The 21,786-nt window shown below is 45.0% G+C and carries 22 protein-coding genes; all 22 read left to right on the top strand.

The window, feature by feature from the left end; translation table 11 throughout:
- The first annotated feature begins 11 nt into the window (after nucleotides 1-11).
- The 22 genes from G4D54_17865 to G4D54_17760 all read left to right on the top strand — a co-directional run bounded on the left by G4D54_17865 (nucleotide 12) and on the right by G4D54_17760 (nucleotide 21,778).
- The gene (locus tag G4D54_17865) at nucleotides 12-872 is read left to right on the top strand and encodes a sugar phosphate isomerase/epimerase (protein ID QJA04172.1); all 861 of its coding nucleotides are present in this window, start codon (nucleotides 12-14) and stop codon (nucleotides 870-872) included.
- Between the two features lie 32 nt (nucleotides 873-904).
- Nucleotides 905-1,777, top strand: a complete 873-nt coding sequence (locus tag G4D54_17860) for a class II fructose-bisphosphate aldolase (protein ID QJA04171.1) — start codon at nucleotides 905-907, stop codon at nucleotides 1,775-1,777.
- A gap of 21 nt (nucleotides 1,778-1,798) precedes the next feature.
- A complete protein-coding gene (locus G4D54_17855; GenBank protein ID QJA04170.1) occupies nucleotides 1,799-2,281 on the top strand; it encodes a PTS sugar transporter subunit IIA in 483 nt (160 codons plus the stop codon).
- Between the two features lie 35 nt (nucleotides 2,282-2,316).
- Nucleotides 2,317-2,619 (top strand): PTS fructose transporter subunit IIB, encoded by a 303-nt coding sequence (locus G4D54_17850; protein QJA04169.1) that lies wholly within the window; start codon nucleotides 2,317-2,319, stop codon nucleotides 2,617-2,619.
- Nucleotides 2,620-2,656: 37 nt separating this feature from the next.
- A complete protein-coding gene (locus G4D54_17845; GenBank protein ID QJA04168.1) occupies nucleotides 2,657-3,679 on the top strand; it encodes a PTS fructose transporter subunit IIC in 1,023 nt (340 codons plus the stop codon).
- 16 nt (nucleotides 3,680-3,695) lie between these two features.
- Nucleotides 3,696-4,610, top strand: a complete 915-nt coding sequence (locus G4D54_17840) for a cupin domain-containing protein (GenBank protein QJA04167.1) — start codon at nucleotides 3,696-3,698, stop codon at nucleotides 4,608-4,610.
- 152 nt (nucleotides 4,611-4,762) lie between these two features.
- Complete coding sequence (locus G4D54_17835) at nucleotides 4,763-5,212, top strand: RpiB/LacA/LacB family sugar-phosphate isomerase (protein ID QJA04166.1); 450 nt, start codon at nucleotides 4,763-4,765, stop codon at nucleotides 5,210-5,212.
- 14 nt (nucleotides 5,213-5,226) lie between these two features.
- Nucleotides 5,227-6,237, top strand: a complete 1,011-nt coding sequence (locus tag G4D54_17830; protein ID QJA04165.1) for a dihydroxyacetone kinase subunit DhaK — start codon at nucleotides 5,227-5,229, stop codon at nucleotides 6,235-6,237.
- A complete protein-coding gene (dhaL, locus tag G4D54_17825) occupies nucleotides 6,237-6,878 on the top strand; it encodes a dihydroxyacetone kinase subunit L (GenBank protein ID QJA04164.1) in 642 nt (213 codons plus the stop codon). The genes G4D54_17830 and dhaL overlap by 1 nt, the downstream gene beginning before the upstream one ends.
- Nucleotides 6,879-7,264: 386 nt before the next feature.
- Nucleotides 7,265-7,714, top strand: a complete 450-nt coding sequence (locus G4D54_17820; GenBank protein ID QJA04163.1) for a hypothetical protein — start codon at nucleotides 7,265-7,267, stop codon at nucleotides 7,712-7,714.
- A 522-nt stretch (nucleotides 7,715-8,236) separates the two neighbouring features.
- Nucleotides 8,237-8,728 carry an MGMT family protein gene (locus tag G4D54_17815; protein ID QJA05235.1) on the top strand — a complete coding sequence of 164 codons (492 nt, stop codon included), beginning with the start codon at nucleotides 8,237-8,239 and terminating at the stop codon, nucleotides 8,726-8,728.
- 695 nt (nucleotides 8,729-9,423) lie between these two features.
- The gene (locus G4D54_17810) at nucleotides 9,424-9,726 is read left to right on the top strand and encodes a PTS sugar transporter subunit IIB (protein QJA04162.1); all 303 of its coding nucleotides are present in this window, start codon (nucleotides 9,424-9,426) and stop codon (nucleotides 9,724-9,726) included.
- A 92-nt stretch (nucleotides 9,727-9,818) separates the two neighbouring features.
- Nucleotides 9,819-11,240 carry a PTS sugar transporter subunit IIC gene (locus G4D54_17805; GenBank protein QJA04161.1) on the top strand — a complete coding sequence of 474 codons (1,422 nt, stop codon included), beginning with the start codon at nucleotides 9,819-9,821 and terminating at the stop codon, nucleotides 11,238-11,240.
- Between the two features lie 75 nt (nucleotides 11,241-11,315).
- The gene (locus G4D54_17800; protein QJA04160.1) at nucleotides 11,316-11,627 is read left to right on the top strand and encodes a PTS lactose/cellobiose transporter subunit IIA; all 312 of its coding nucleotides are present in this window, start codon (nucleotides 11,316-11,318) and stop codon (nucleotides 11,625-11,627) included.
- Between the two features lie 31 nt (nucleotides 11,628-11,658).
- The gene (locus G4D54_17795; GenBank protein ID QJA04159.1) at nucleotides 11,659-11,880 is read left to right on the top strand and encodes a hypothetical protein; all 222 of its coding nucleotides are present in this window, start codon (nucleotides 11,659-11,661) and stop codon (nucleotides 11,878-11,880) included.
- A 217-nt stretch (nucleotides 11,881-12,097) separates the two neighbouring features.
- Nucleotides 12,098-12,568: a DUF3284 domain-containing protein gene (locus tag G4D54_17790; GenBank protein ID QJA04158.1), complete on the top strand. Its 471-nt coding sequence runs from the start codon at nucleotides 12,098-12,100 to the stop codon at nucleotides 12,566-12,568.
- A 34-nt stretch (nucleotides 12,569-12,602) separates the two neighbouring features.
- A complete protein-coding gene (locus G4D54_17785; protein QJA04157.1) occupies nucleotides 12,603-13,688 on the top strand; it encodes a DUF871 domain-containing protein in 1,086 nt (361 codons plus the stop codon).
- A 21-nt stretch (nucleotides 13,689-13,709) separates the two neighbouring features.
- Nucleotides 13,710-14,372 (top strand): GntR family transcriptional regulator, encoded by a 663-nt coding sequence (locus G4D54_17780; protein QJA04156.1) that lies wholly within the window; start codon nucleotides 13,710-13,712, stop codon nucleotides 14,370-14,372.
- Nucleotides 14,373-14,876: 504 nt separating this feature from the next.
- Nucleotides 14,877-15,239, top strand: a complete 363-nt coding sequence (locus G4D54_17775) for a response regulator transcription factor (GenBank protein ID QJA04155.1) — start codon at nucleotides 14,877-14,879, stop codon at nucleotides 15,237-15,239.
- Between the two features lie 38 nt (nucleotides 15,240-15,277).
- Nucleotides 15,278-15,559: a response regulator transcription factor gene (locus tag G4D54_17770; GenBank protein QJA04154.1), complete on the top strand. Its 282-nt coding sequence runs from the start codon at nucleotides 15,278-15,280 to the stop codon at nucleotides 15,557-15,559.
- Nucleotides 15,560-15,713: 154 nt separating this feature from the next.
- Nucleotides 15,714-20,528, top strand: coding sequence for an LPXTG cell wall anchor domain-containing protein (locus tag G4D54_17765; GenBank protein QJA04153.1), 4,815 nt, complete (start codon nucleotides 15,714-15,716; stop codon nucleotides 20,526-20,528).
- A 296-nt stretch (nucleotides 20,529-20,824) separates the two neighbouring features.
- Nucleotides 20,825-21,778, top strand: a complete 954-nt coding sequence (locus G4D54_17760; protein ID QJA04152.1) for a Zn-dependent exopeptidase M28 — start codon at nucleotides 20,825-20,827, stop codon at nucleotides 21,776-21,778.
- Nucleotides 21,779-21,786: the final 8 nt, after the last annotated feature.

Below are 21,786 nucleotides of genomic sequence, written 5' to 3'. Positions count from 1 at the left end.
TGAGGAATACGATGAGATTTGGAGTAGATACCTTTATCTGGAGTGAAGTGTTTTCAGAGAAGGATTTGTGGGTCATCACCAAGGCGGAGGAGCTGGGCTTTTCTACCATCGATATCGCCATTGCCCATCCGGAAACCTTTCCTACTGCTTTGGTAAAGGCAGAGCTGGCAAAGACGAAGCTGGAGGTTGTCACAACAACGACTCTGGACGCAAAGACGAATTTGATTTCTCCGGATGAGGCAATCCGTAAAAACGGAGTGGAGGCTCTCAAAAGACTGGTGGATATCAACAAAGAACTAGGCAGTACCATCCTCGGCGGTGTGAATTATGCCGGCTGGGGCTGTCTGAGCGGGAAACCGAAGACGGATGAGGAATGGAACCATTCTGTGGAAGCGATGCGTGAAGCTGCCCGGTATGCGAAGGAAACACATCCGCAGCTGCGAATATGCGTGGAGCCGGTGAACCGCTTTGAAACCCACTTCATCAATACTGCAGAGGAGGGTGTACGCTATTGCAAGGCGGTAGGAACCGGAAACATGGCGGTGCATCTGGACTGCTTCCACATGATACGGGAAGAAACCAGCTATAGGGAGGCGGTTCTCACCTGTGGAAAGGACTATCTGGGCTATGTGCATGTATGTGAAAACAACCGCGGTATCCCGGGGACGGGCCTGGTGCCGTGGGAAGAATTCTTCACAGCGCTGCATGAAATCGGATATGAGGGACCGTGTGTCATCGAATCCTTTGATCCAAGCTTTGAAGAGCTGAATGCGAACTGTGCCATCTGGCGTAAATTTGCGGATACCGGAGAAGAGCTGGCTGTACAGGGATTAGCCAATTTAAAGCGTATTGCCGCCGGGCTGGGCGTATAAACAGCAGACATATTAAGGAGGATATATAGAAAATGTTAGTGAACATGAAAGAAATCTTGAAGGAAGCAGAAGAAAAGGGGTATGCCATCGGCTGTATCAACACACCGAATATGGAAACACTGCGTGCGGTTGTGGATGCGGCTGAGGAGCTGAATGTGCCGATCATTATCGACCATGCGCAGGTACATGATCCACTGATTCCCATTGAAAGCATTGGTCCAAAGATGGTGGAGTATGCAAAGCAGGCAAAGGTGCCGGTATGTGTGCATCTGGATCATGGCAGTGATTACAGCTTCGTCATGCGTGCGATCCGCTGTGGCTTTTCCAGCATCATGTATGATCTGAGTGCGCTGCCGTTTGAAGAAAACATGGCAAAGCTGAAGGAATTTACGAAAATTGCTCACGATTTAAACATCACAGTGGAAGCTGAGTTGGGTATTATGACTAGCACGGAAGAAGATTCTCATGGAGGAAGCATGGGCTGGACACATGAAAGTATTAAAAAGACGTTTACTGATCCGGCACAGGCAGCGGAATTTGCGAGAGAAACCGGTGTGGATGCACTGGCGGTGTGCTTTGGAACAGCGCATGGCATCTATGCGGAGCCGCCGCTACTGGATATCGAGAGAGTGAAGGCAATCCGAGCTGCAATGCCGAAGGAAACGCGCGTGGTCATGCATGGAGGCAGCGGAGTGGACGAAGAACAGGTACGTGCAGCGATCACAGCAGGCTGTTCCAAGGTCAACTATTACAGCTACATGGCAACAGCCGCAAGCAGGCATATCCGGGAATACCTGAACGAACGGGATGGAAAAGCCTTCTGGCATGAGGTGGAAGAGGAAAGCTACCGCTTTATGAAAGAATATGCAAAGGGAGTACTGACTGTATTCAAAAACGGAAAGTAGCACCGGGGGTGAGGAATCGTTATGAACGAAGTAAATTTATCGAAGGTTTTGATCAGGGATACCGTTCTGCTGGATGTCGAGCCGTTTACGGATAAGGAAACCATGTTTGAAACACTGGCCGCAAAATTCGAGGCAGCCGGTATCGTGACAGATGCAAAGCAATATATCAAAGCGCTGGAGGAAAGGGAAACCCTGGGTTCCACCTATATGGGAAACATGATTGCACTGCCGCATGGCAAATGCGATGCTGTAGTAAAACCGGGGATAGGCTTCTGCCGCTGCAAGCAGACATTCCGCTACTGCTCCCATGATGAGGAGGGCGATGTACGCTATGTCTTCATGCTGGCGATTGCCGCTAATCAAAGCTCAGATCAGTATCTGCGGGTGCTTGCCACACTGGCCGGGCTGTTGACGCATGAAGAATTTATCGAAGTACTGGAGCATGCACAAAGCTATGAAGAAATCATTCAGGCTATCAATACCCTGCAATCGAATTGTGCGTAAGGAACACAATGGGAACGGAAAGGAAGGTGAATTTTATGAAAATTGTTGCAATTACATCCTGTGCAACAGGCATCGCTCATACGTATATGGCCGCAGAGGCTATTAAAAAGGAATGCAAAAAGAAGGGGTATGCGTGCAAGGTGGAGATGCAGGGAGCTTTAGGGATTGAAAACAAGCTCTCGGAAAAGGATATCAAGACGGCAGACCTGATCGTTTTTGCCAATGACGTGGGAATCAGTAAGGCAGAACGCTTTGACGCTTATAAGGATAAGATTGTCAGACATACACCGCATCAGGTGATTCAGAAGCCGGATATCATTTTCGAAACACTGAAATAATTCATACAGTATGTTATTTAGGAGGACGAAAAAAGTCATGAAAGAAAAACTTAGTGAAATAAAAGGGGCACTGTTGACAGGTGTTAGCTATATGCTGCCATTCGTTATCGCCGGAGGAATACTGATTGCTCTGGGCTTCGCCATTGGTGGTTATGACATTCCCAATTCCGTGGAAGAATATGGGAACTTCGCTTCAACCATTTTCTGGTTAGGAAAAAAGGCATTTGCCTTAATGGTGCCGGTTCTGGGTGCCTATGTCGCCTATTCCATTGCGGATAAGCCCGGTATTGCTGTCGGTATGGTCGGCGGTGCACTTGCGGATATGCAGGGGTCCGGCTTCCTTGGTGCCCTGATTGCAGGTATCATTGCCGGTTACCTTGTGAATCTGTTAAAGAAAATTAATCTGCCGATGGCATTGAAATCACTGCTGCCAACACTGATTATTCCAATCATCGGGGTAGGGGCAATCGGTTTGATCATGGTATACGTTATTGGTACACCGCTATCTGCATTAACAACGGCTTTAACCGATATGCTGAACTCTCTGGGAACCGGAAATCTTGTCCTGCTGGGTATCATCCAGGGCTGTATGCTTGCCTTTGATATGGGTGGTCCCTGCAATAAGGTTGCCTATGCCTTCGCGCTTGCTGCTATGGATGCCGGAAACTACATGCCGATGGCAGCGAACTTTATCGGCAGTATGGCACCTCCGCTGGCAATCGCGGTTGCGGCACTGGTCAAAAACAAATTTACAAAGGAGGAACGTGCAGCGGTACCCGGTCTGTTTGCCGGAGCATTCAGTATGATCACCGAATTCGCCATTCCGTTTGCGGCCGCAAATCCACTGACGGTAATTCCTTCTCTGATGGCAGGCTCCGCAGTAGGCTGTGCATTATCCTATGTATTCGGATTGACCATGCGTGCACCGCATGGCGGCTTGTTTGTACTGTTCGCATTGAATAACGCACTTCTGTTTATTGCAGCACTTCTGATTGCCGGCGCAGTCAGTGCAGCTTTACTGATCCTGCTGCGGAAGCCTGCAGTAGAAGCTGAAGAATAGGAAAGGACACAGGACTATGGCAAAACTATTTGATATCATGGGGAATTTCCCCTTTAAATTAGAGGATAAAAAAACGACGCTGATTCGCAAAAGCGAGTATTCCACAGCGCTGTATCCGCCCAACAATGCATTTACTTCCGATAACACCTTCACCATGATTACCACGGATACCTTCATGCTCGGTATCTATGAGCTGGGTCCGGGCGGCGTCTTTGCACCGCTCGATATTCATCCGGGTGATGAATCCTATTACATCCTGAACGGCCCGGTCGTTCAGCGAAGCGGTAACGGACAGTTCGCTTATCTGGAAACAGGAGAGGGGCTGTTCATGCCGGAGGGGGCATGGCATTGCTGTCACAATTTCTCCGATCAGAAGGCAAGAATCCTGTATTTCATCACACCGAAGGCATGGAGTGAATCCATTCCGCCTGCAGTGATCCCAAGCGATGAGGAAACGAAGTTCTATAAAGGACCAAACAACGATACGCTTCCGGATATGCGTGGAAAGATTCAGGATATCTCCCGTCAGGGCTGTACGGATGATATCGGTGCGTGGCCCATCGATCCCAAGGAAGCAAGAGAAACCGGTGCGGTCTATGCGGTCCGAGATTTTGAAAAGCTGAACAATGTGCATGGAACCAAGCATCCGATGCTGATGCGTTTCATCACCAGCAATGATTACGGTCACTTCGGAGAGTTCATACTGCCGGCAGGCGGCTATGGACCGCGATGCTCTGATCCGGATACTCACGAGGGGGACGCAGCACTGTATTGTGTAGACGGTCCGGTAACGGTCAATCTGGTCGATCTGGAGGAAAGCTTCGTGCTGGAGCCGGAAGATACGTTCTTTATCCCGGCAGGAGTGAAGTATCAGCTGGTGAATTTTGAAAATCATCCGGTAAAAACGGTTTTCGCAATCACGAAGCTGTAGCTGGCAGGGAAAGCCGTGTGCATATGCTGCGGCTTTTCTTTCCTTATCATTTCTACAGATGCCGGGGAAACCGTGATTTTCAAGCGAATGAGATACAGAGGATGGATTCAGCAGCCCTGCACAGGATCAGCAGGAGCTGGAAAGGAGTACTTATGAAACTGGTCATCGGATGTGATGAGGCGGCATACCGCCTGAAGGAAACAATGAAGGAATATATCATACAGCTGGGGCATGAGGTGAAGGATATCGGGGTCTATAATGAAGAGCCGTCCCTGTATCCGGATACCGCACAAAAGCTGTGTGCGTGCATAACGGATGGAAGCTGTGAGCGTGGTATCCTGCTATGCGGGACCGGCATCGGTATGGCGATCACCGCCAATAAGATTCCCGGCATCCGTGCAGCAGTCGGACATGATCTGTTCTCCGTGGAGCGCAGTATCAAATCCAATCACTGTCAGGTGCTGTGCATGGGAGCCAGAGTCATTGCGCCCCAATATGCAAAGCTGCTGGCGGAGCGCTGGCTGGAATGTGATTTTGCGGGTGGTGCCAGTGCGGAAAAGGTGGCACGCATCATGGAGATCGAACAGGAATACAGAGGATAAGGAGGTGCAGCAGAATGCAGAGAATCATCAATGATCCCAACATGGTCGTAGAGGATATGCTCAAGGGGTTTGCGAAATGTCATCGGGATATCATCCATGTGGAGGAAGAGAATCCAAGAGTCATCATCAGCAATTCCTTCAATAAACAGAAAAAGGTGGGAATCGTAACCGGAGGAGGCAGCGGACACAAGCCGGCCTTCATCGGCTACTGCGGTGAACACATGGTAGATGCCGTCGCTGTAGGGGAAATCTTTTCCTCACCGACCGCGAAAAGCTTCTATGGCGCTATCCGTGCCGTGGATCAGGGCATGGGAGTTGCGGTGCTGTATGGCAATTATGCCGGAGATAATATGAATGTGAAGATGGCGATGGAGCTTGCGGAGGATGATGACATCGAGGTGAGGACCGTCGTGGCAAATGACGATGTGGCGAGTGCGCCAAAGGAGGACATCGCCAAGCGCAGAGGCGTTGCCGGAGAAATCTTCCTATGGAAAATCGGCGGCGCAAAGGCGGCACAGGGAGCGGATCTGGACGCGGTCATCCATGCGGCACAAAAGGCGATCGACAATACAAGAAGTGTCGGCGTCGGTCTGGGGCCGTGTACGATCCCCGCAAACGGAAAGCCGAATTTCCAAATCGAGCCGGGGACGATGGAGTTCGGTATCGGACATCATGGCGAGCCGGGGGTACGTGTGGAGCGCCTGGGAACGGCAGAGCAGATGGCGCAGGAGATGGTGGACATGGTCATCCGCGATGCACCGTTTGTGAGCGGGGATGAGGTCGCAGTTCTGGTGAGCGGACTGGGAGCGACGCCGGTCATGGAACAGTACATCTTCTACGATGAGGTGGAGAAGCTGTTACGAGTGGCTGGTATCCGTGTATACCGCTCCTATGTAGGAAACTATTTCACATCACTGGAAATGAATGGAGTGACACTGACGATGATGAAGCTGGATGAGGAACTGAAGGAATGTCTGGATATGGATTGTGAATGTGTGGGACTGACCCAGGTGAGGAGGCCGTGATGGACTATATCAGAAATGAGTGTAATGCGAAGATAGCTCAGGCAGTATGTGATGCGATTCATGAGAACGCTGCATATCTGAGTGAGATCGACGGGGCGATCGGAGACGGCGATCACGGTGTCAATATGAACAAGGGGTTTCTGATGGCGAAGGAGCGGCTGCGTGAGGATATGAGCTTTTCCGAGAGTATGAAGACGATCTCACGGACGCTGGTGATGGACATCGGAGGAAGCATGGGGCCGATCTACGGAACGATGTTTTCGAAGCTGGCGAAGGCAAGCAGGAAGGAAGAAAGGATCACAAAGGAAGTATTCTTGAAAGCCCTGCAGGATGCATTGCAGGGGCTGCAGGAGCTTGCAGGGGCAAAGGAAGGCGATAAAACGCTGATTGATACACTCGCACCGGCGACAAGGGCATATGAGCAGGCGCTACAGGAAGGCAGAAGCTATGCAGCGTGTCTGCGTGCATTGCAAAAGGGAGCCGAGGCAGGGAAGGAGCATACGAAGGAGCTTGTGGCGAAGATCGGAAGAGCGGCAAGACTTGGAGAGCGAAGTCGAGGCTATCTGGATGCGGGAGCGACAAGCTGCTGTATCATTCTAAAGACGATGGCGGATCAGATGTGCGAAGCTATAGAAGAATAAGCATCTACAAAAGATACAATGCATTGCATTATGTGATGGCTGTATCTTTTTATTAACAGAAAAAGCAGATAGTAAGGTTACTGTTCAGCATGGAATAAGAAATCAATAAGGGGGCAAATTGAGGTGCATCCCGTTATTTATAAGATTACTGCAATACGATAATAGTCTTTTCACTCTTAGCTAAGCTATTTTCAACAATATAGATTGGTGAATAGTAACATAGTATGTGCATACATAGATTGCTGTACGCATAAAAAATTGACGCAGCTTTGAAAGGATGGTATCATGAGGCAGAACAAGGGCGTATACGTTGACGGCTAGAATTTGATAATCGGTATTATATCTTAGGCGTTATAAGACATACATGTAAAGCGGAGGTGATCAAAATGCTGACACAGGAAGCTGCAGCTGACATGGTGGAAGAATGGAAAAAACTATATGATGAACATAGAGGTTTCCTGTATCCCAATAGAAAAACAGGAAAAGAACTAGATGCGTATGTAAGAGACAAATATGAGGTGCATCCTATTCAAACAAAAGAAGCGGACAACGTAGTGATTGAGAATATCATGTGCAATCGAGTGTTTAAAGAAAAACTGCCGGATAATATGCAGCCGTGTCCGATTACATATCATACAGATGAACAAAAGGTATTTATCGGAATTGATCTGGTAAGCGGATATTTCTGTGTGGAGGGTTCAGAACAGATATATGATGATCTGTTTGCATTTCGGGGACTTGATGAAAAAGATTTGAATAATGTGTTTATGGTTGCGGAATATGTCAAATGTATAAAAAAGGGGAAAGAAAAAGAAGTGAAGGATGAAAAACTATGAGTATACGTTTATAGAAGTTCCTGTTCTCACAGAATGGAAAGACGTTTGAAGAGTGCGAAAAAGCAAGCCGACTCTGTTTTGATACGCTCTGGAGAACAGATCCCAATCATGATTGAATAGCAACATGAAAACTGTATGGCTTCACATAACCTTCGGTGAGAACACATTACGCAGAACAGAAGCGTTTTTCTCATGATAATGGTAAGGAAAAAAGCGAAGCCAGTATAAACACATCGTCATTAACTGGATGACTGTACATCAGAAAAGTTTTCTTGGGCTAGGGGCTGAAGGAATACTGGAAGCAGGATAAACCACATATTCATATGGAGACTGTACCTCAAGGTGTTTCCTTATAAGAATTATAATTCCTGTGGTAAGGCCGGATGCAGAATAAATACCAATTTAAATGTGATTTCTTATGTAGGCGCTGAGGATAAAAATCACAGTATGCAAACTTTTCTTAAACAGTCTCATTGCATATATTACAAAACCATACTTCGCTTACGATAGGAGGTGGCAATGATGGCAAATGAAGACAGGAAGGATTTCAATGCTATGCTGCACGACAGCAAGGATATGCCGAAGTATAAAATAATAACAGATTTTAAAAGCATTGAAAAATACGGTAGCAGCAACATGTACTTCGCACCGCCGATTGACTATGATGAGAGAATGAGAAAGGTTCCATATGGAAAAGTGATTACCGTGGGCGATTTGCGCGAGTATTTTGCAAAGGTGAATCATGCGGATTTTACAGAACCGATTACCGCAGGTATTTTTGTATCCATTGCGGCCTGGGCGAGCTATCAGCGATCAAAGGATGAGACGCCCTATTGGAGAACCTTAAAAGCAAATGGCGAGCTGAATGCGAAATACCCGGGCGGGGTGGAAGCTCAGAAAGAAAAGCTGGAAGCAGAGGGCCATGCGATCATCAGAAAAGGAAGAACGAATTTTCGTTATTTTGTAAAGGACTATACAAAGGTTCTGTTTGATTTGAATGAAGATGAGTCCTGATCTGTATATTTAAGCAGCAGATCAAGCCCAAGCCCTTATGTACGGCACTTCCGCGGCAAGCAATCAGGCACAAGATTATCAGGCAGGTGATCTTGTGTCTTTTGCGTATTTATAAAATGTTTGCTGTGTTTATGTCTGGTAGAGGAGTGCAGTTTGAGAGAAGGCATTCTTATGTAAAGAAAAAGTGACAGATAAAACCCATATTTGAAAATGGGATAAGGGAATCTGCAGTATGGATGAATGACAGCAGATTAAAAGATACTGCAGACAACGGAAAGGTATGATTTTAAATCAGAAATACTGCTTTCTTTATTGTTTTACGGATTTTGCACAGCGACATATTCAGCAGTTAAAGCATACGGAAAGATATTGTTTTCAAACATCTGCTTGTGCTATATGGTACACCTATATGATGCCATGGTTTAGACCACTTGGACTATGGTATAAACCATCGGAAAAAGCTTTTTCAAAAGAAATTATCACAAATCTGCAACATCATTTTAAAATAACTAAAACGATAATGATGTTAGAATAATGCGATAAATAAAGGGTTATTTTCATATGCTCGAAAAATGTAGAGGTATCTGGCAAGAAAATTTTAGAAATTTAGAAAGAAAACGCTTGCATTATTTAAAGGGGTGTTGTATCATATGGGTGTACCAAGTGGTATAGACCACTAGAAAGGGGTAAAACTCATGACAAATATCTTACTTGTATGCTCTGCAGGAATGTCAACCAGTATGATGGTTAAGAAAATGCAGGAAGCAGCGGAAGAGAAAAAAATCGAAGCAGAAATATGGGCTGTCGGTGATGCGGATGCTGTCAACAATGTAGAAAAAATGGACGTTATGCTTCTGGGACCTCAGGTTCGTTTCCTGGAATCCAAAATGAAGGCGATTGCAGGAGGAAAACCGGTTGCAGTCATCGACATGCAGGCATACGGCACCATGAACGGAGCGAAGGTTCTGGAACAGGCGTTAAAGCTTCTTGGGATGTAAAATCCCTCACAATGGCATTGTCACTATCGGTAACAGGTGGCTCCTTTTACCGGACAGTGTAAAATAATTCATTTTTAGGAGGAGAAAGAAAAATGGAAAAATTCACAGCGTGGATGGAGAAACATTTTGTGCCGATTGCGGCGAAAATCGGTTCTCAGAAACATCTGGTAGCGATTCGTGATGGATTCATCGGTATCATGCCAATTACCATGGCAGGTGCTGTCGCTACATTATTAAACGTATTCTTCCGTGATCTGCCAAACAATTATCTGCCGGACTGGCATATCGCAGAAACATTCCAGTGGCTGATTGGAATCAACGGAAATGTATGGTGGGGAACACTGGCAATGCTGGCCATTGCATTTGCATTTTCCTTCGGTTACCATCTGGCTAAGGCCTATGATGTGAACCCGCTTGCTGGAGGTCTTGTTGCACTGGCTTCCTTCGTTACGATCTTAGCACAGAGCGCTACCTTCAACTATCAGCTTCCTGATGTTGCAGTTGATGCACTGAACACATTGAAAAGTGCAGGACTGGATGTTGCGTTGAATGACACGAAAGATGCTATATTACTGAATAATGCTACCGGCTGGGGCTTCCTGCCATATGCTTGGACAAACTCCGGTGGTCTGTTCTCTGCATTGATTATCGGTCTGGTTTCTGTTATCATTTATGCGAAACTGATGATTAAGAAAGTTACCATCAAGCTGCCTGAGCAGGTACCGCCAGCAGTATCCAAAGCATTCGCTGCAATTATTCCGGGTACCATCGCTATCTACACTGCAGGTATCATTCAGTTCTTATGTACAGAATTCTTAGGAAACGGTCTGCCTGAGCTGATCAACCAGTATCTGCAGATTCCATTCCAGAACCTGTCACAGGGTCTTGGCGCTATCATCATTCTTGTATTTGCTGTACAGGTATTCTGGTTCTTCGGTCTGCACGGACCAAACGTACTGGCTCCAATTCTGGACGGTGGATATATTCCATTGCTGAACGACAATACAAACATCTACAATACTGCTATGGCTGCAGGAAAATCACTGAATGATGTTGTTGACCAAATGTTCGTATGGACACGTGGTTCCTTCGATGCCTTTGTATGGATGGGTGGCTCCGGATGTACCATTGCACTGCTGATTGCCATCATGATCTTCTCCAAGAGAGACGATGCAAGAGCAGTAGCAAAACTGAGTCTGCCAATGGGCTGCTTCAACATCAACGAACCGGTTATCTTCGGTCTGCCAATCGTATTAAACCCTATCTACTTTATTCCTTGGCTGATTACACCGGTTATTCTGGCAACAATCGCTTATCTTGCAACAGCTTCCGGACTGATCCCACCGGTATTCATCACAGTGCCTTGGGTAGTTCCACCAGTAATCTATGCAATCCTGGCAACAGGTGGTAGTCTGATGGCCGGAGTTATCGCCGCAATCAACCTGGTTGTAGCAGTGCTCTGCTGGATTCCGTTTGTTATCGTTGCAAACAGAATGAACAACGTAGAAGAATAAAAACTATAGCAGAAAAAGTAAATAGAAAGGGAAGAGGATATTTACTCTTCCCTTACTTACTATAAGGAGGACAATATGGAAGGTTTAGAACTGATCTGTTTTGAAATTATCTCAAGCGTGGGAATGGCGCGTTCATTATATATTGAAGCTATTCAGGAAGCAAAAGTCGGTAATTTTGAACAGGCACAGGAGCTTATTAAACAAGGAGATGAATCCTTTACGGAAGGGCATCATTCACATGCAAAGCTGATTCAGCAGGAAGCAGGGGGAGAAGCGACACAGATGACGCTGCTGCTGACACACGCTGAAGATCAGCTGATGAGTGCGGAAGCATTCAAAATCCTGTCTCAGGAATTTATGGATTTATATAAGGAAATCAAAAAGTAATTAAAAATAAGGGAAACTAGAGGTGAACAGAATGATATACATCAGCTGCGGATTAAATCAGGAATTTATTATTGATCTGCTGGAGAAGACGACGGAGGAAGGCGTCAGCTTCAAATATGAGGGAAAAACGGGAATCAAGCTTGCATTTAACGTAAACACCGAGGATCTGGACAAGGCATGTGCCATTGCCAAGAAAACCATCAAGGCTACACCAATCGGAAGCGTTATGTACTTTCAGGTAACAACAAAGTAAAAAGAGCGAAAACATAGGAAAAAGGTGATATTTATGACACGCTGGGGCTTATTTGCTGTAACAATCGGCTGCATCATCATGATGTATTCTCAAACTTATAATGACTTTTCACAAAAAATATTGTATTGTATTTGTGGTGTCACTGTTGTATGTCTTGGAGCCTTTATGGTTTACAAGGACAAAAAGAACGTAAAAAAGAAATAAAAAGGAGAAGCACATGATCAAAGTAGAAGAAAAATTGTATGTGAATGCGGAGGTATTCTTTGAGAAAATCGCTGAGTCTGTCGCATATGATGTCACAGCATCAACGGGCAAGAATGTTCGTCCAAAGCAGATTCACAAGGGGTATTCCTACACGAAGGATATGAAAAACAAAATGAAGCGTGAAGGAAAAGTCAAAGTGACGATTACGGATTTTGAAGCTCCGAGAATTTACAAGGCGAAATTTGAAAGCAGTCAGGGTATCAACACGATTTCCTATGAAGTTGAACAGCTGGATGAAGATCATATCGGTGTAACGTATATGGAAGACTTTACCGGAGCCAGCGGAGCAAAGAGCGTGAATTTTAAAATCATGTCCTTTTTCTACAACCGCGGTGCGAAAAAGAAGGCAGTGAAGCTGCTGCGTAACATGGAAAGCTACATTCAGAACGAAGAGAAAGAGAAGTCAGAAGCAACCGAATCGTAATAGTATTGGCTGCTTGTCAAAGGAGGAGCTAATCATGGCTAGATTAGGAATTTCTCTTTATCCGGAGCATTCAACTCTGGAGAAAGATAAAGCATATGTAACACTTGCTGCAAAATACGGATTCAAAAGAATCTTCACCTGTCTGCTAAGTGTTGAGAAAGAACGTGAGGAAATCCTTGCGGAATTTAGGGAACTGATCGACCACGCACATTCCTATGGAATGGAAGTCATACTGGATGTTGCGCCATTTGTATTTGAGAAACTGCATGTTTCCTATGACGATCTGTCATTCTTCGCCGAGATGCATGCCGACGGCATCCGTCTGGATGAAGGCTTTGACTCCTTAAAGGAAGCCTTAATGACGTATAACCCGCAAAATCTGAAAATTGAAATTAACGCAAGTCTGGGTACGAAATATCTGGACAACATCATGAGCCATTATCCGAAGCTGGATAATATTATTACCTGTCATAACTTTTATCCGCAGCGATACAGCGGAATCAGCTATGAGCATTTTGAAAAATGCAGCCAGGATATCAAGAATCTGAATATTAAAGTGGCAGCCTTCGTATCCTCTCAGGAAGAGGGAACCTATGGCCCTTGGCCGGTAAACGAAGGCTTGTGCACTTTGGAAATACACCGCGACCTGCCGATTGATGTGCAGGCCAGACATCTGTTTGCTACAAGAGTGGTGGATGATGTCATCATCGCAAATGCTTATGCGAGTGAGGAAGAACTCTCTACGCTTTCAAAAATTGATCCTGGTAAGCTTACCTTTAAGATTGATTTTGAAGCGGATCTTCACCCGACAGAAGAAAAAATACTCTACGAACACCCGCATTTTGTCCGTGGAGATATGAGCGAGTATATGGCGAGAAGCACCATGCCGCGCGTTACCTACGCAAAGGAAAGTGTGCCGCCGAAGAATACCCGTGATTTAAAACGTGGAGATGTTGTCATTGTAAATGATGAATATTCACGCTATAAAGGAGAATTGCATATTGTATTGAAGGATATGCCGAATGACGGCAGAAAGAATGTCATCGGTCATATTCCGGAAGATGAGACCATGCTGCTGGATTACATCAAACCATGGAAATCCTTTGGCTTCATGCGCTAGAATCAGGAAAGAGGTGAAACTATGGCAACTCCTATCTATCGAAAAATCAAAGACCTAATAATGCAGGAAATTGAAGATAAGGCTGCCAATTCACCGATTGATTCAGAACGTGATATGGCGGTTCGCTTCGATGCGAGCCGTATGACTGTTCGTAAAGCAATAGATGAGCTTGTTGAGGAAGGTTTCCTCTACCGCGATAAAAACAAGGGAACCTTTGTCGCTGACCGTAAGCTGCTGAAAAGGAATACAGCTGCGGAAATGCTGCAGGAAGAAATCAGCGAGTTCATCGTCATGTATTTTAATGTAAAAGATGCTGCGGATATCGCACCGATACTGGAAATTGATCAGGATGACCAAGTGCTGAGCGTCGTCAGGCTGAATACCGTCAATGCAAAGCCGACGAGCGTAGAGGAAATTTTCTTTATTCGAAACCAGATATCGGATGCAGATATGAAGAACCTGAAAAATCTGCTGGATATGAACGACTATGTAAAAAACGGACGTGTTACACAGAAGTTTATCCCCATGCTGGTTCCGGTGCAGTTTGCGAATCTGCTGAAAATCAAAATGAACACTCCCATCATTCGTGTGGAGTCGGTTATCAGCAGTATGAGCGGGAAACCGCTCGTTTATGTCCGTGCATATAATAACCCTTTCGAAAACGTGATAGAAATAACCTTATAATATGATGAGATGCATCCGGTCTACCCAGCCGGATGTTTTTATATACAGGAAGGGAATTGAAATGCTGTGATGGTTTTATGATAATTCGCATATAGCTGCTTTTACATATTGTAAACGATTACAAATGTTAGTTGACGTTCGTTTTTTGCCGCATTAGAATATAGGTGTTAAGCACAGTAATGCATGATAAAGAGCCGTTAAGTGTTGTCAAAGGAAAGGAGGATTCCGCGGCAGATGACTGTTTTATAAGGGTAGAAACGGTATGACACTGCTTACAAGCAGAATAATACAGGCCTCAGAAATTTTCGCAGGCAGCAGAAAGCAGCTGGGTGTGATCCTCTTGTCACAGGGGAAGTATTCATTTAATTATACTTTATGAAATACGACGCAAACAGCAGATTTTTGCTGTTTTTTTGTGCTGATCAGCCAATAACACATCATTTTTTTCGTAGAAACTAACTATACAAGAATGTATACTATTAGAGACATTGCAGAGGGAAAAATATGATAAAAATCATGATAGCTGAAGATCAGCAGTTAATTCGCGAGAGTTTGAAAATTATTTTAAATTCTATCGAGGGGCTTCGGGTGATTAGTATCGTTGCCAATGGGGAAGAGGTATTGCAGCAGTTGGAGAATGAGAAGCCGGATATTATTTTGATGGATATCCGTATGCCTGTTATGGATGGCGTGGAAAGCACGCGGGTTCTAAAGCAGAGGTATCCGGATGTTCATGTGTTGATGTTAACAACCTTCAATGATGATGAGTATGTATTAAAGGCACTTGCCTATGGAGCCAGCGGATATATTCTCAAAGGGATATCGCTTAGAGAATTGAAATATTCGATTGAAACAACGGTAGAGTAGAAGGCGGCAGTGTTCTGAATCCGGATGTCGGTGCAAAGATGCTTCGTATGATTCATTGCGGGAAAACAGTAAAGCAGGAGAATCAGGAGCATAGACGTGTGGATTTATGTGTTGAGAAGCTGAGCGGCAGAGAATGGGATATCATCGGGGCGATTGCGTATGGAATGTCGAATCGTGAAATTGCTGAAAAAATGATATTTACAGAGGGCACTATACGCAATTATTTGAGCATCATATTGGAAAAACTGCAGCTGAGAGATCGTACGCAGCTGGCAATATGGTATTTGCAGAGTGGTGCAAAGCTGCAGCCTACGTACTGAATGCAGTCATTTTCAACGTTTAGCTTAACTATAAACAGTTTAACGAATGTCAATGTAAGTGATTACAAAATTCACTGTGTAGACATTTTTACTTTCGATATACTTTAAATAGAACATCAAAACGGTGTTTGAAAAAAGGAAAAGGAGAGATTGTATGACGAGAAAAACGACAAGGATGCTGGCTGCTTTTATGTCATGTTCCATGGCAGTATCGAATTTAATTCCTTTTAACGTACTGGCTGAAACGATACCGGAAAAACAGGAAACAAAGATGCCACAGACGAATGAACAGATTCCTGAGGTAAAGGAAGCGGCACCGGTAGCACTTAGTAATTTTACAGGAAGCAATGTGCATGCAGCAGATGGCAAAATAGCCATGGGGAATACGGGTAGTGATAATTTTGCAATGAGTGAGGATATGAAAGAGATTGCGGATGATTTTCACTATAGCGCTGATTTGAATATCAAGAGCGGGGACGCTGCCTGTGCAGCGCTGCTGGTCGGGGTTGGTGATCGCAGTCAGCCGGGCAATGCATGGAGAGCGGCAAATGTCATTCACCATGAAGGCGAAAATAAAATGCGCATGTTCCGGGTACCTGGAGATCATAACTATCAACCTATGCAGGTATTGAACGGCTATGACTCATCCAAAACGGTTCATCTGGATCTGGATATAAAGGCAAATGGTGACTTTACACACAAGGTGATAAGCGAAGGCGGCACTGAAAATATCATGAGTGGAAACATGGATGACTGGGCAGGCGGTTATATCGGATTGCTGACGTTCAGTACAGAAGCTGAATTTTCTAATGTACAGTTCACAGACAGAACGGTGAGAGTGGATGAAAGTCTGTTCCATACGACCCTTGAAAATTTGCGTGGGCTTCAGGGCAGCTGGAAAATAACAGATAACGGAATGCATTCACAGGGTTCCGGAGATAACTTTGCTATTTCTGATACGAAGATAGAAAATTTCGAGTACTCTGCAAACATCAACAACCTGGATAAGAATGGTGCGGGAGCATTGATGTTCCGCGTACAGAATCCTGCAAATCCGAAGGATGGCTGTTATGTAATGAATGCAGATTACAAAAATAATATATTCAAATTATTTGAATTTCCGAGTGGTGCCAGCATTGCTGAGGTTCCCTTGAGTGATGTTGAACCGAATGCGGACGGCTCTTATGACATGAAGGTTGTCGTAGTTGGGGAAGATATTTATGTGTATGCGAACGGCAAGGGGATTATGCGGGAAAAGGATAGCCGGCACAAGGGAGAAGGATATCTGGGATTGCTGACATGGGAAGGCAATATCATGTACCAGAATCTGAATCATAAGGCTGCTTCCGATTTACCGATTGTAGAGGATGCTCAGTTAAGTGATTTTCAGGTTCTGACAGATGGGGTCACGATCACACCGGCATTTGATCCGGAAGTGAAGAACTATGGTATGGATATTCCTGCCGGAGTGGATCGTGTAGACGTAAAGCCGCAATCCAACGGAGATGTTTATATCACCCTAAAGGATCGAAACGGAAAAGTTACAAAGGAAAAGCAGAAGGTAACGGATACCTTTGCACTGACTGCAGAGGACTTCGATATGAACTTTCTGAATATGGAAATAACGGTGGAAAAAGACGGTTTCAGCAGGAATATCAACTTTGCTGTTAATAAATGGCTTTCCACAGCAGAGCTGGCAGAACAGCCGTATCGTGCACAGTTCCATGTGACGCCGCAGATCAACTTTATGAATGATCCAAACGGAATGGTATACGATTCCACAGATGGCTACTGGCATTTATTCTACCAGTACTCTCCGAATAATAATTTCTATAAGCAGTCACAGGCACATGTCCGTTCCAAGGACCTCGTCAACTGGGAACAGCAGCCGCTGGGCTTGCAGATTGATGAGCATGGGCTGATTTTCTCAGGCTCTGCGGTAGAGGATACAGAGAATACTTCCGGTCTATTTACAGATAATAAACCAGGAGAATCAAAGCTGGTTTCTATCTACACATATCATAATGAGAAAACAGGAAAACAGGCACAGGCAATCGCTTCCAGTAAAGATCACGGTGTGACATGGCAGAAGTATGCCGGAAATCCGGTACTTCCTAATGAAGGCAATACACTTTCAGGAAACGATTTCCGTGATCCGAAGGTTTTCCAGATTGACGGTGATGATAGCAAGACATGGTATATGGTAACCGCAGGAGGCGCTGCACAGATATTCACCAGCAGCGATTTGATTCATTGGACAAGATCTCAGAATCTGACCTATAAAAACGGTGATCAGATTCATTCAGAATGTCCGGGACTGATTCCTGCGAAAGTGAACGGAACCGGGGAAACAAAATGGATTTACAATGGCAGCGCCGGTTTCTATATCGTGGGAAGCATGAAAAAGGATACGAATGGTATTTATAAATGGAGTGCAGAATCAGAAAAGATGGACATTGATTCCAATGCTAATCCATGGGGTGGCTTCGGAAAATACGCAACCATGACATTCTTTAAAGACGGCACCGGTAAAAATCGACAGATCGGCATCAGCTGGCTGCAGGATTTCATCGAATTTGACGGCAAGACATATAAGGGATTGCAGTCACTGCCGCAGGAATATGGTCTGAAGCAGGACAAGGATGGAAATTATACGGTAACCTCCAATGTTGTTGAAGAGGTGGAACAGCTAAGGGATACGAAACATATTTTGTATCAGACAGAAAACAAAAGGGTATCCTCCTCCGACACCAATATCCTGCGGGGAGTATCCGGTATCCGCTATGACCTGGAGGGTGAATTTACACTGGGAAGTGCAAAGGAATTTGGATTCAAGCTGCGTCAGGGAAATGGAAAAGAACTGATGTTCAAGTATAACCAGGATACGCAGAAAATGTATGTAGATGGCAGAAATGCGGGTTATCATGTGAACAGCGGAGACTTCTCCTATACGCTGAAGCCGATGGCAGGCAACAAGGTGAAGCTGCGCATCCTGATTGATCAGGGTGCCGTGGAGGCCTTTGGAAATGACGGAGAAGCTAACATTTCAACAGCAATGTATCAGGAAAACAGCAATATCGGTATGGAATTTTTCTGTGAGGATGGAGATGTTACCATTGATAAGCTGCATATCTATGATATGAAATCAATGTATTCGGGCGAATCCGGTTCCGAAACTGAACAAGCACAGCTGTATCTTTCTGCACCCCAACGTGCTGAGATTGATAGTGAATTTAGAATTGATACAAACATTTATCCGAATATCAGCGATACTTCCGATATTGCATGGGAGCATAAGGGCTTGACGCTTGTCAAGAAAGAGGACGGAAGCATCGTTCTGAAGGGAAATAAAACAGGAACCTACAAGGTCAAAGCGACTGTGGGCGGGATTTCAAAGGAAATCAGTGTGCAGATATTCGTACCGGATTTCCAGACAAATATAACCACATGGCCGAAAGGAAACGCATTCTGGAGTATTACAGATAACGGTATGATGGGAAGGAATACCGGTGGAGACAGCTTCTTTATGTCGGATGCCAAAGTGTATAAGGACCAGGCATTCACGCTGGAAGCCGATATGGATATTGTTTCGGATACAGGAGTTGCCGCCGGTATCACCTTCGGAGTTAAGGATAAGAACAATGTGACTGCATCCTGGTTCTGTGCCAATATCGAACGCACGGCAAACGGTGATCTTGCGAAGCTGTTCAAAAATGAGAATGGTGAGAAATGGGCAGTAAGCAAGCTTGTACCTTCTACAAAACGTGCGGCACCATATCATCTGAAGCTTGTCTATGACGGCGCCGGAAAATTAACCTATTATGTGAATGATCTGGAAATCGGAAGCAGAGATCATGCGGATCTTCCGGCAGAGGGCTTTGTCGGTATTCAGACCTTCAAATCTGACACGGTCTTTAACAATGTTACGATCGCATATACAGATGCGAAACCGGTGAAAGCAGAAGAAACATTAGCACCAATTAGCGTGGCATACAAAGAAGCTGATGTGGATAAGAAGCTGCCTCAGCGGGTGAACATCCGCTATGATAACGGAGCAGTGCTTGCTCAGCCGATCACTTGGAATACAAGGTCTGTGGATACATCTAAGCCGGGCGTCTATCTTGTGGAAGGGACAGCGGATGGTCTTGCAGTGCAGATTACTGTCACTGTACAGACCAATAAGGCAGAGCTTATGAAAGCGGTCGAGGCTGCGAAGAATTACAAAGAAAACGATTATACTGCGGACAGCTGGAAACAATTCACAGCCGCATTGCAGGAAGCACAGGCTGTACTGGATAAAGCCGAGGCTACGCAGAGTGAGATTGATAATGCCGTTGAAAAGCTTGATATTGCAGTGAAACAGCTTCAGAAGAATATCAAGAAAGCAGATAAAACAGAGCTGGAGAACGTACTCAAACAGGCGAAGAGCATCAAAGCAGACGGCTATACAGCGGAAAGCTATAAACGACTTACTGCGGCAGTGAAGGCCGCTGAAAAAATCATGGCGGATGAGAATGCATTGCAGAGTGACGTTGATAACGCTGTAAAGGCTGTGAATACAGCGGTAGCATCTCTTGAAGCTGTGAAAGAAACAGTGAACAAAAAGCAGCTGGAGGATCTGGTAAAGATACTGAAAACGGTTAAGAAAGAAAGCTATACAGCAGCTTCCTGGACAGCCTTCGAAAAAGCCCTGCAGCAGGCGGAAGCTGTATTGAAGGATGAGCATGTCAGTGCGGCAGATGTTACGAAAGCATATGAAGCACTGCAGAAAGCCTATCGTGCTCTTTCACCGATGAAGCTGGAAGAAGATAAGAAGCAGGAGGATGAGAAAAAGGAGAGCGGGAAACCGGATGCAACGAACCCGGATACAGGAGATACGACATCCGCTGCCGCAGCCGGTATGCTTACTCTGCTTGCAGGTGGAGCTGCTGTTGTGATCAGACGCAGAAAGAAGAGCGGTAAAGCCTAAAAACATTTGTATTTAAAGCAGAAAACTCATGAGCAATCGTGAGTTTTTTCTCTATACCTGTACATATTTAAATAGAACATCTATTGCAGTGCATGTTAATACGAAAAAATAGAGGCGGATGTAAATCAGGAGACGGCATATCAAACATCACATAGTGATGCGGCTTTGTCACAATCGGGGAAATGAAAGGGGATTCAAAGCTGTAAATGCTTTTTTTCTACGGTATGTCCAGTATTTACTATAATTTTTCTTTTATTTCTAGTATAATAAGAATATTAGTTTCAGGAGGCATATATATGGATAAAACAGTATTGGAGAAGTATACAAAAACATATGGCACGCGCTTTAGCCGCAGACAGAAGAAACGCTTTATTGACGTTCTGAATCAGGAATTTCATGCGCTGGGCTATGAATCCACAAGGATAGAAGGAAAGAAGCTGCTGTCACGCGCACATAACTATCTGTATGGGAACATGAAGCAGATCAAGACGGTGGTTGTCGTTCCTTATGATACACCGGAAAGAAAGTTCTGGAAAAAGGTGCTGTATTTTCCTTTTGACGGAACTAAGACCGCAAACAAGACGATGGTGGCAACCTATGTTCCGATATTCGTTTTCTTTGCCCTTATTTTCGGAGGTCTGTACGGACTTCAGCCGCTGATCACTTCAACAGGTCTGGCATCTTTAATATCTTTCGGGCTGTTCCTGTTAACGGTTATGCTGATGTACTGGATGATGCATGGTTTTCACAACGCACATAACTATAACCGCAATTCCGCATCCATCGCAGCCGCTGTTGAAATTGCAAAGGGTTTGAGCAGGGATGAACGAAAAAAAGTGGGCTTCCTGTTTACAGATAAGAACAAAATGCGATACATCGGAGCAGAAGCAGCAGCCAAGGATTTTGCAAATGCAGGTAAAAATCCAACGCTGATCTGTCTGGACTGCATTGGAAGGGGCGATACGGTGCAGATCGGATTTAATCCGCAGAACCGCAAGCTGGCAAATGAAATTGCCAAATATCATCCCAAGAAGAAAGCTATAGATGTCATCAAGCTGAATGAGGATATGCGTACACAGAGTGCTATGGCCTATTTTAAAAAGGCGGTTGTCATATCCTGCGGAGAACTGGATGACGCAGGAAGTCTCTGTGTTACAGGGACCGGAACCGGTAAGGATAAGTATATTGATATGGAAACACTCGATGGCAATGTAGCTATGGTAAAAGAATATCTGCATAACCAGAAATAAAAAAAGGA

The organism is [Clostridium] innocuum, from assembly GCA_012317185.1.
Taxonomy (GTDB): domain Bacteria; phylum Bacillota_I; class Bacilli_A; order Erysipelotrichales; family Erysipelotrichaceae; genus Clostridium_AQ; species Clostridium_AQ innocuum.
Note: the sequence above shows the minus strand (reverse complement) of the source record. Positions and strands in the feature narration are given on the sequence as shown.

Excerpts from the sequence above, each read along its gene's own strand:
- G4D54_17820 (QJA04163.1), top strand. The coding sequence starts at position 7,265 with ATGCTGACACAGGAAGCTGCAGCTGACATGGTGGAAGAATGGAAAAAA.
- G4D54_17835 (QJA04166.1), top strand. The coding sequence starts at position 4,763 with ATGAAACTGGTCATCGGATGTGATGAGGCGGCATACCGCCTGAAGGAA.
- G4D54_17855 (QJA04170.1), top strand. The coding sequence starts at position 1,799 with ATGAACGAAGTAAATTTATCGAAGGTTTTGATCAGGGATACCGTTCTG.
- G4D54_17845 (QJA04168.1), top strand. The coding sequence starts at position 2,657 with ATGAAAGAAAAACTTAGTGAAATAAAAGGGGCACTGTTGACAGGTGTT.
- G4D54_17780 (QJA04156.1), top strand. The coding sequence starts at position 13,710 with ATGGCAACTCCTATCTATCGAAAAATCAAAGACCTAATAATGCAGGAA.
- G4D54_17795 (QJA04159.1), top strand. The coding sequence starts at position 11,659 with ATGATATACATCAGCTGCGGATTAAATCAGGAATTTATTATTGATCTG.
- G4D54_17775 (QJA04155.1), top strand. The coding sequence starts at position 14,877 with ATGATAAAAATCATGATAGCTGAAGATCAGCAGTTAATTCGCGAGAGT.
- G4D54_17810 (QJA04162.1), top strand. The coding sequence starts at position 9,424 with ATGACAAATATCTTACTTGTATGCTCTGCAGGAATGTCAACCAGTATG.
- G4D54_17865 (QJA04172.1), top strand. The coding sequence starts at position 12 with ATGAGATTTGGAGTAGATACCTTTATCTGGAGTGAAGTGTTTTCAGAG.
- G4D54_17785 (QJA04157.1), top strand. The coding sequence starts at position 12,603 with ATGGCTAGATTAGGAATTTCTCTTTATCCGGAGCATTCAACTCTGGAG.
- G4D54_17815 (QJA05235.1), top strand. The coding sequence starts at position 8,237 with ATGGCAAATGAAGACAGGAAGGATTTCAATGCTATGCTGCACGACAGC.
- G4D54_17765 (QJA04153.1), top strand. The coding sequence starts at position 15,714 with ATGACGAGAAAAACGACAAGGATGCTGGCTGCTTTTATGTCATGTTCC.
- G4D54_17790 (QJA04158.1), top strand. The coding sequence starts at position 12,098 with ATGATCAAAGTAGAAGAAAAATTGTATGTGAATGCGGAGGTATTCTTT.
- dhaL (QJA04164.1), top strand. The coding sequence starts at position 6,237 with ATGGACTATATCAGAAATGAGTGTAATGCGAAGATAGCTCAGGCAGTA.
- G4D54_17760 (QJA04152.1), top strand. The coding sequence starts at position 20,825 with ATGGATAAAACAGTATTGGAGAAGTATACAAAAACATATGGCACGCGC.
- G4D54_17850 (QJA04169.1), top strand. The coding sequence starts at position 2,317 with ATGAAAATTGTTGCAATTACATCCTGTGCAACAGGCATCGCTCATACG.
- G4D54_17770 (QJA04154.1), top strand. The coding sequence starts at position 15,278 with ATGCTTCGTATGATTCATTGCGGGAAAACAGTAAAGCAGGAGAATCAG.
- G4D54_17800 (QJA04160.1), top strand. The coding sequence starts at position 11,316 with ATGGAAGGTTTAGAACTGATCTGTTTTGAAATTATCTCAAGCGTGGGA.
- G4D54_17830 (QJA04165.1), top strand. The coding sequence starts at position 5,227 with ATGCAGAGAATCATCAATGATCCCAACATGGTCGTAGAGGATATGCTC.
- G4D54_17840 (QJA04167.1), top strand. The coding sequence starts at position 3,696 with ATGGCAAAACTATTTGATATCATGGGGAATTTCCCCTTTAAATTAGAG.
- G4D54_17860 (QJA04171.1), top strand. The coding sequence starts at position 905 with ATGTTAGTGAACATGAAAGAAATCTTGAAGGAAGCAGAAGAAAAGGGG.
- G4D54_17805 (QJA04161.1), top strand. The coding sequence starts at position 9,819 with ATGGAAAAATTCACAGCGTGGATGGAGAAACATTTTGTGCCGATTGCG.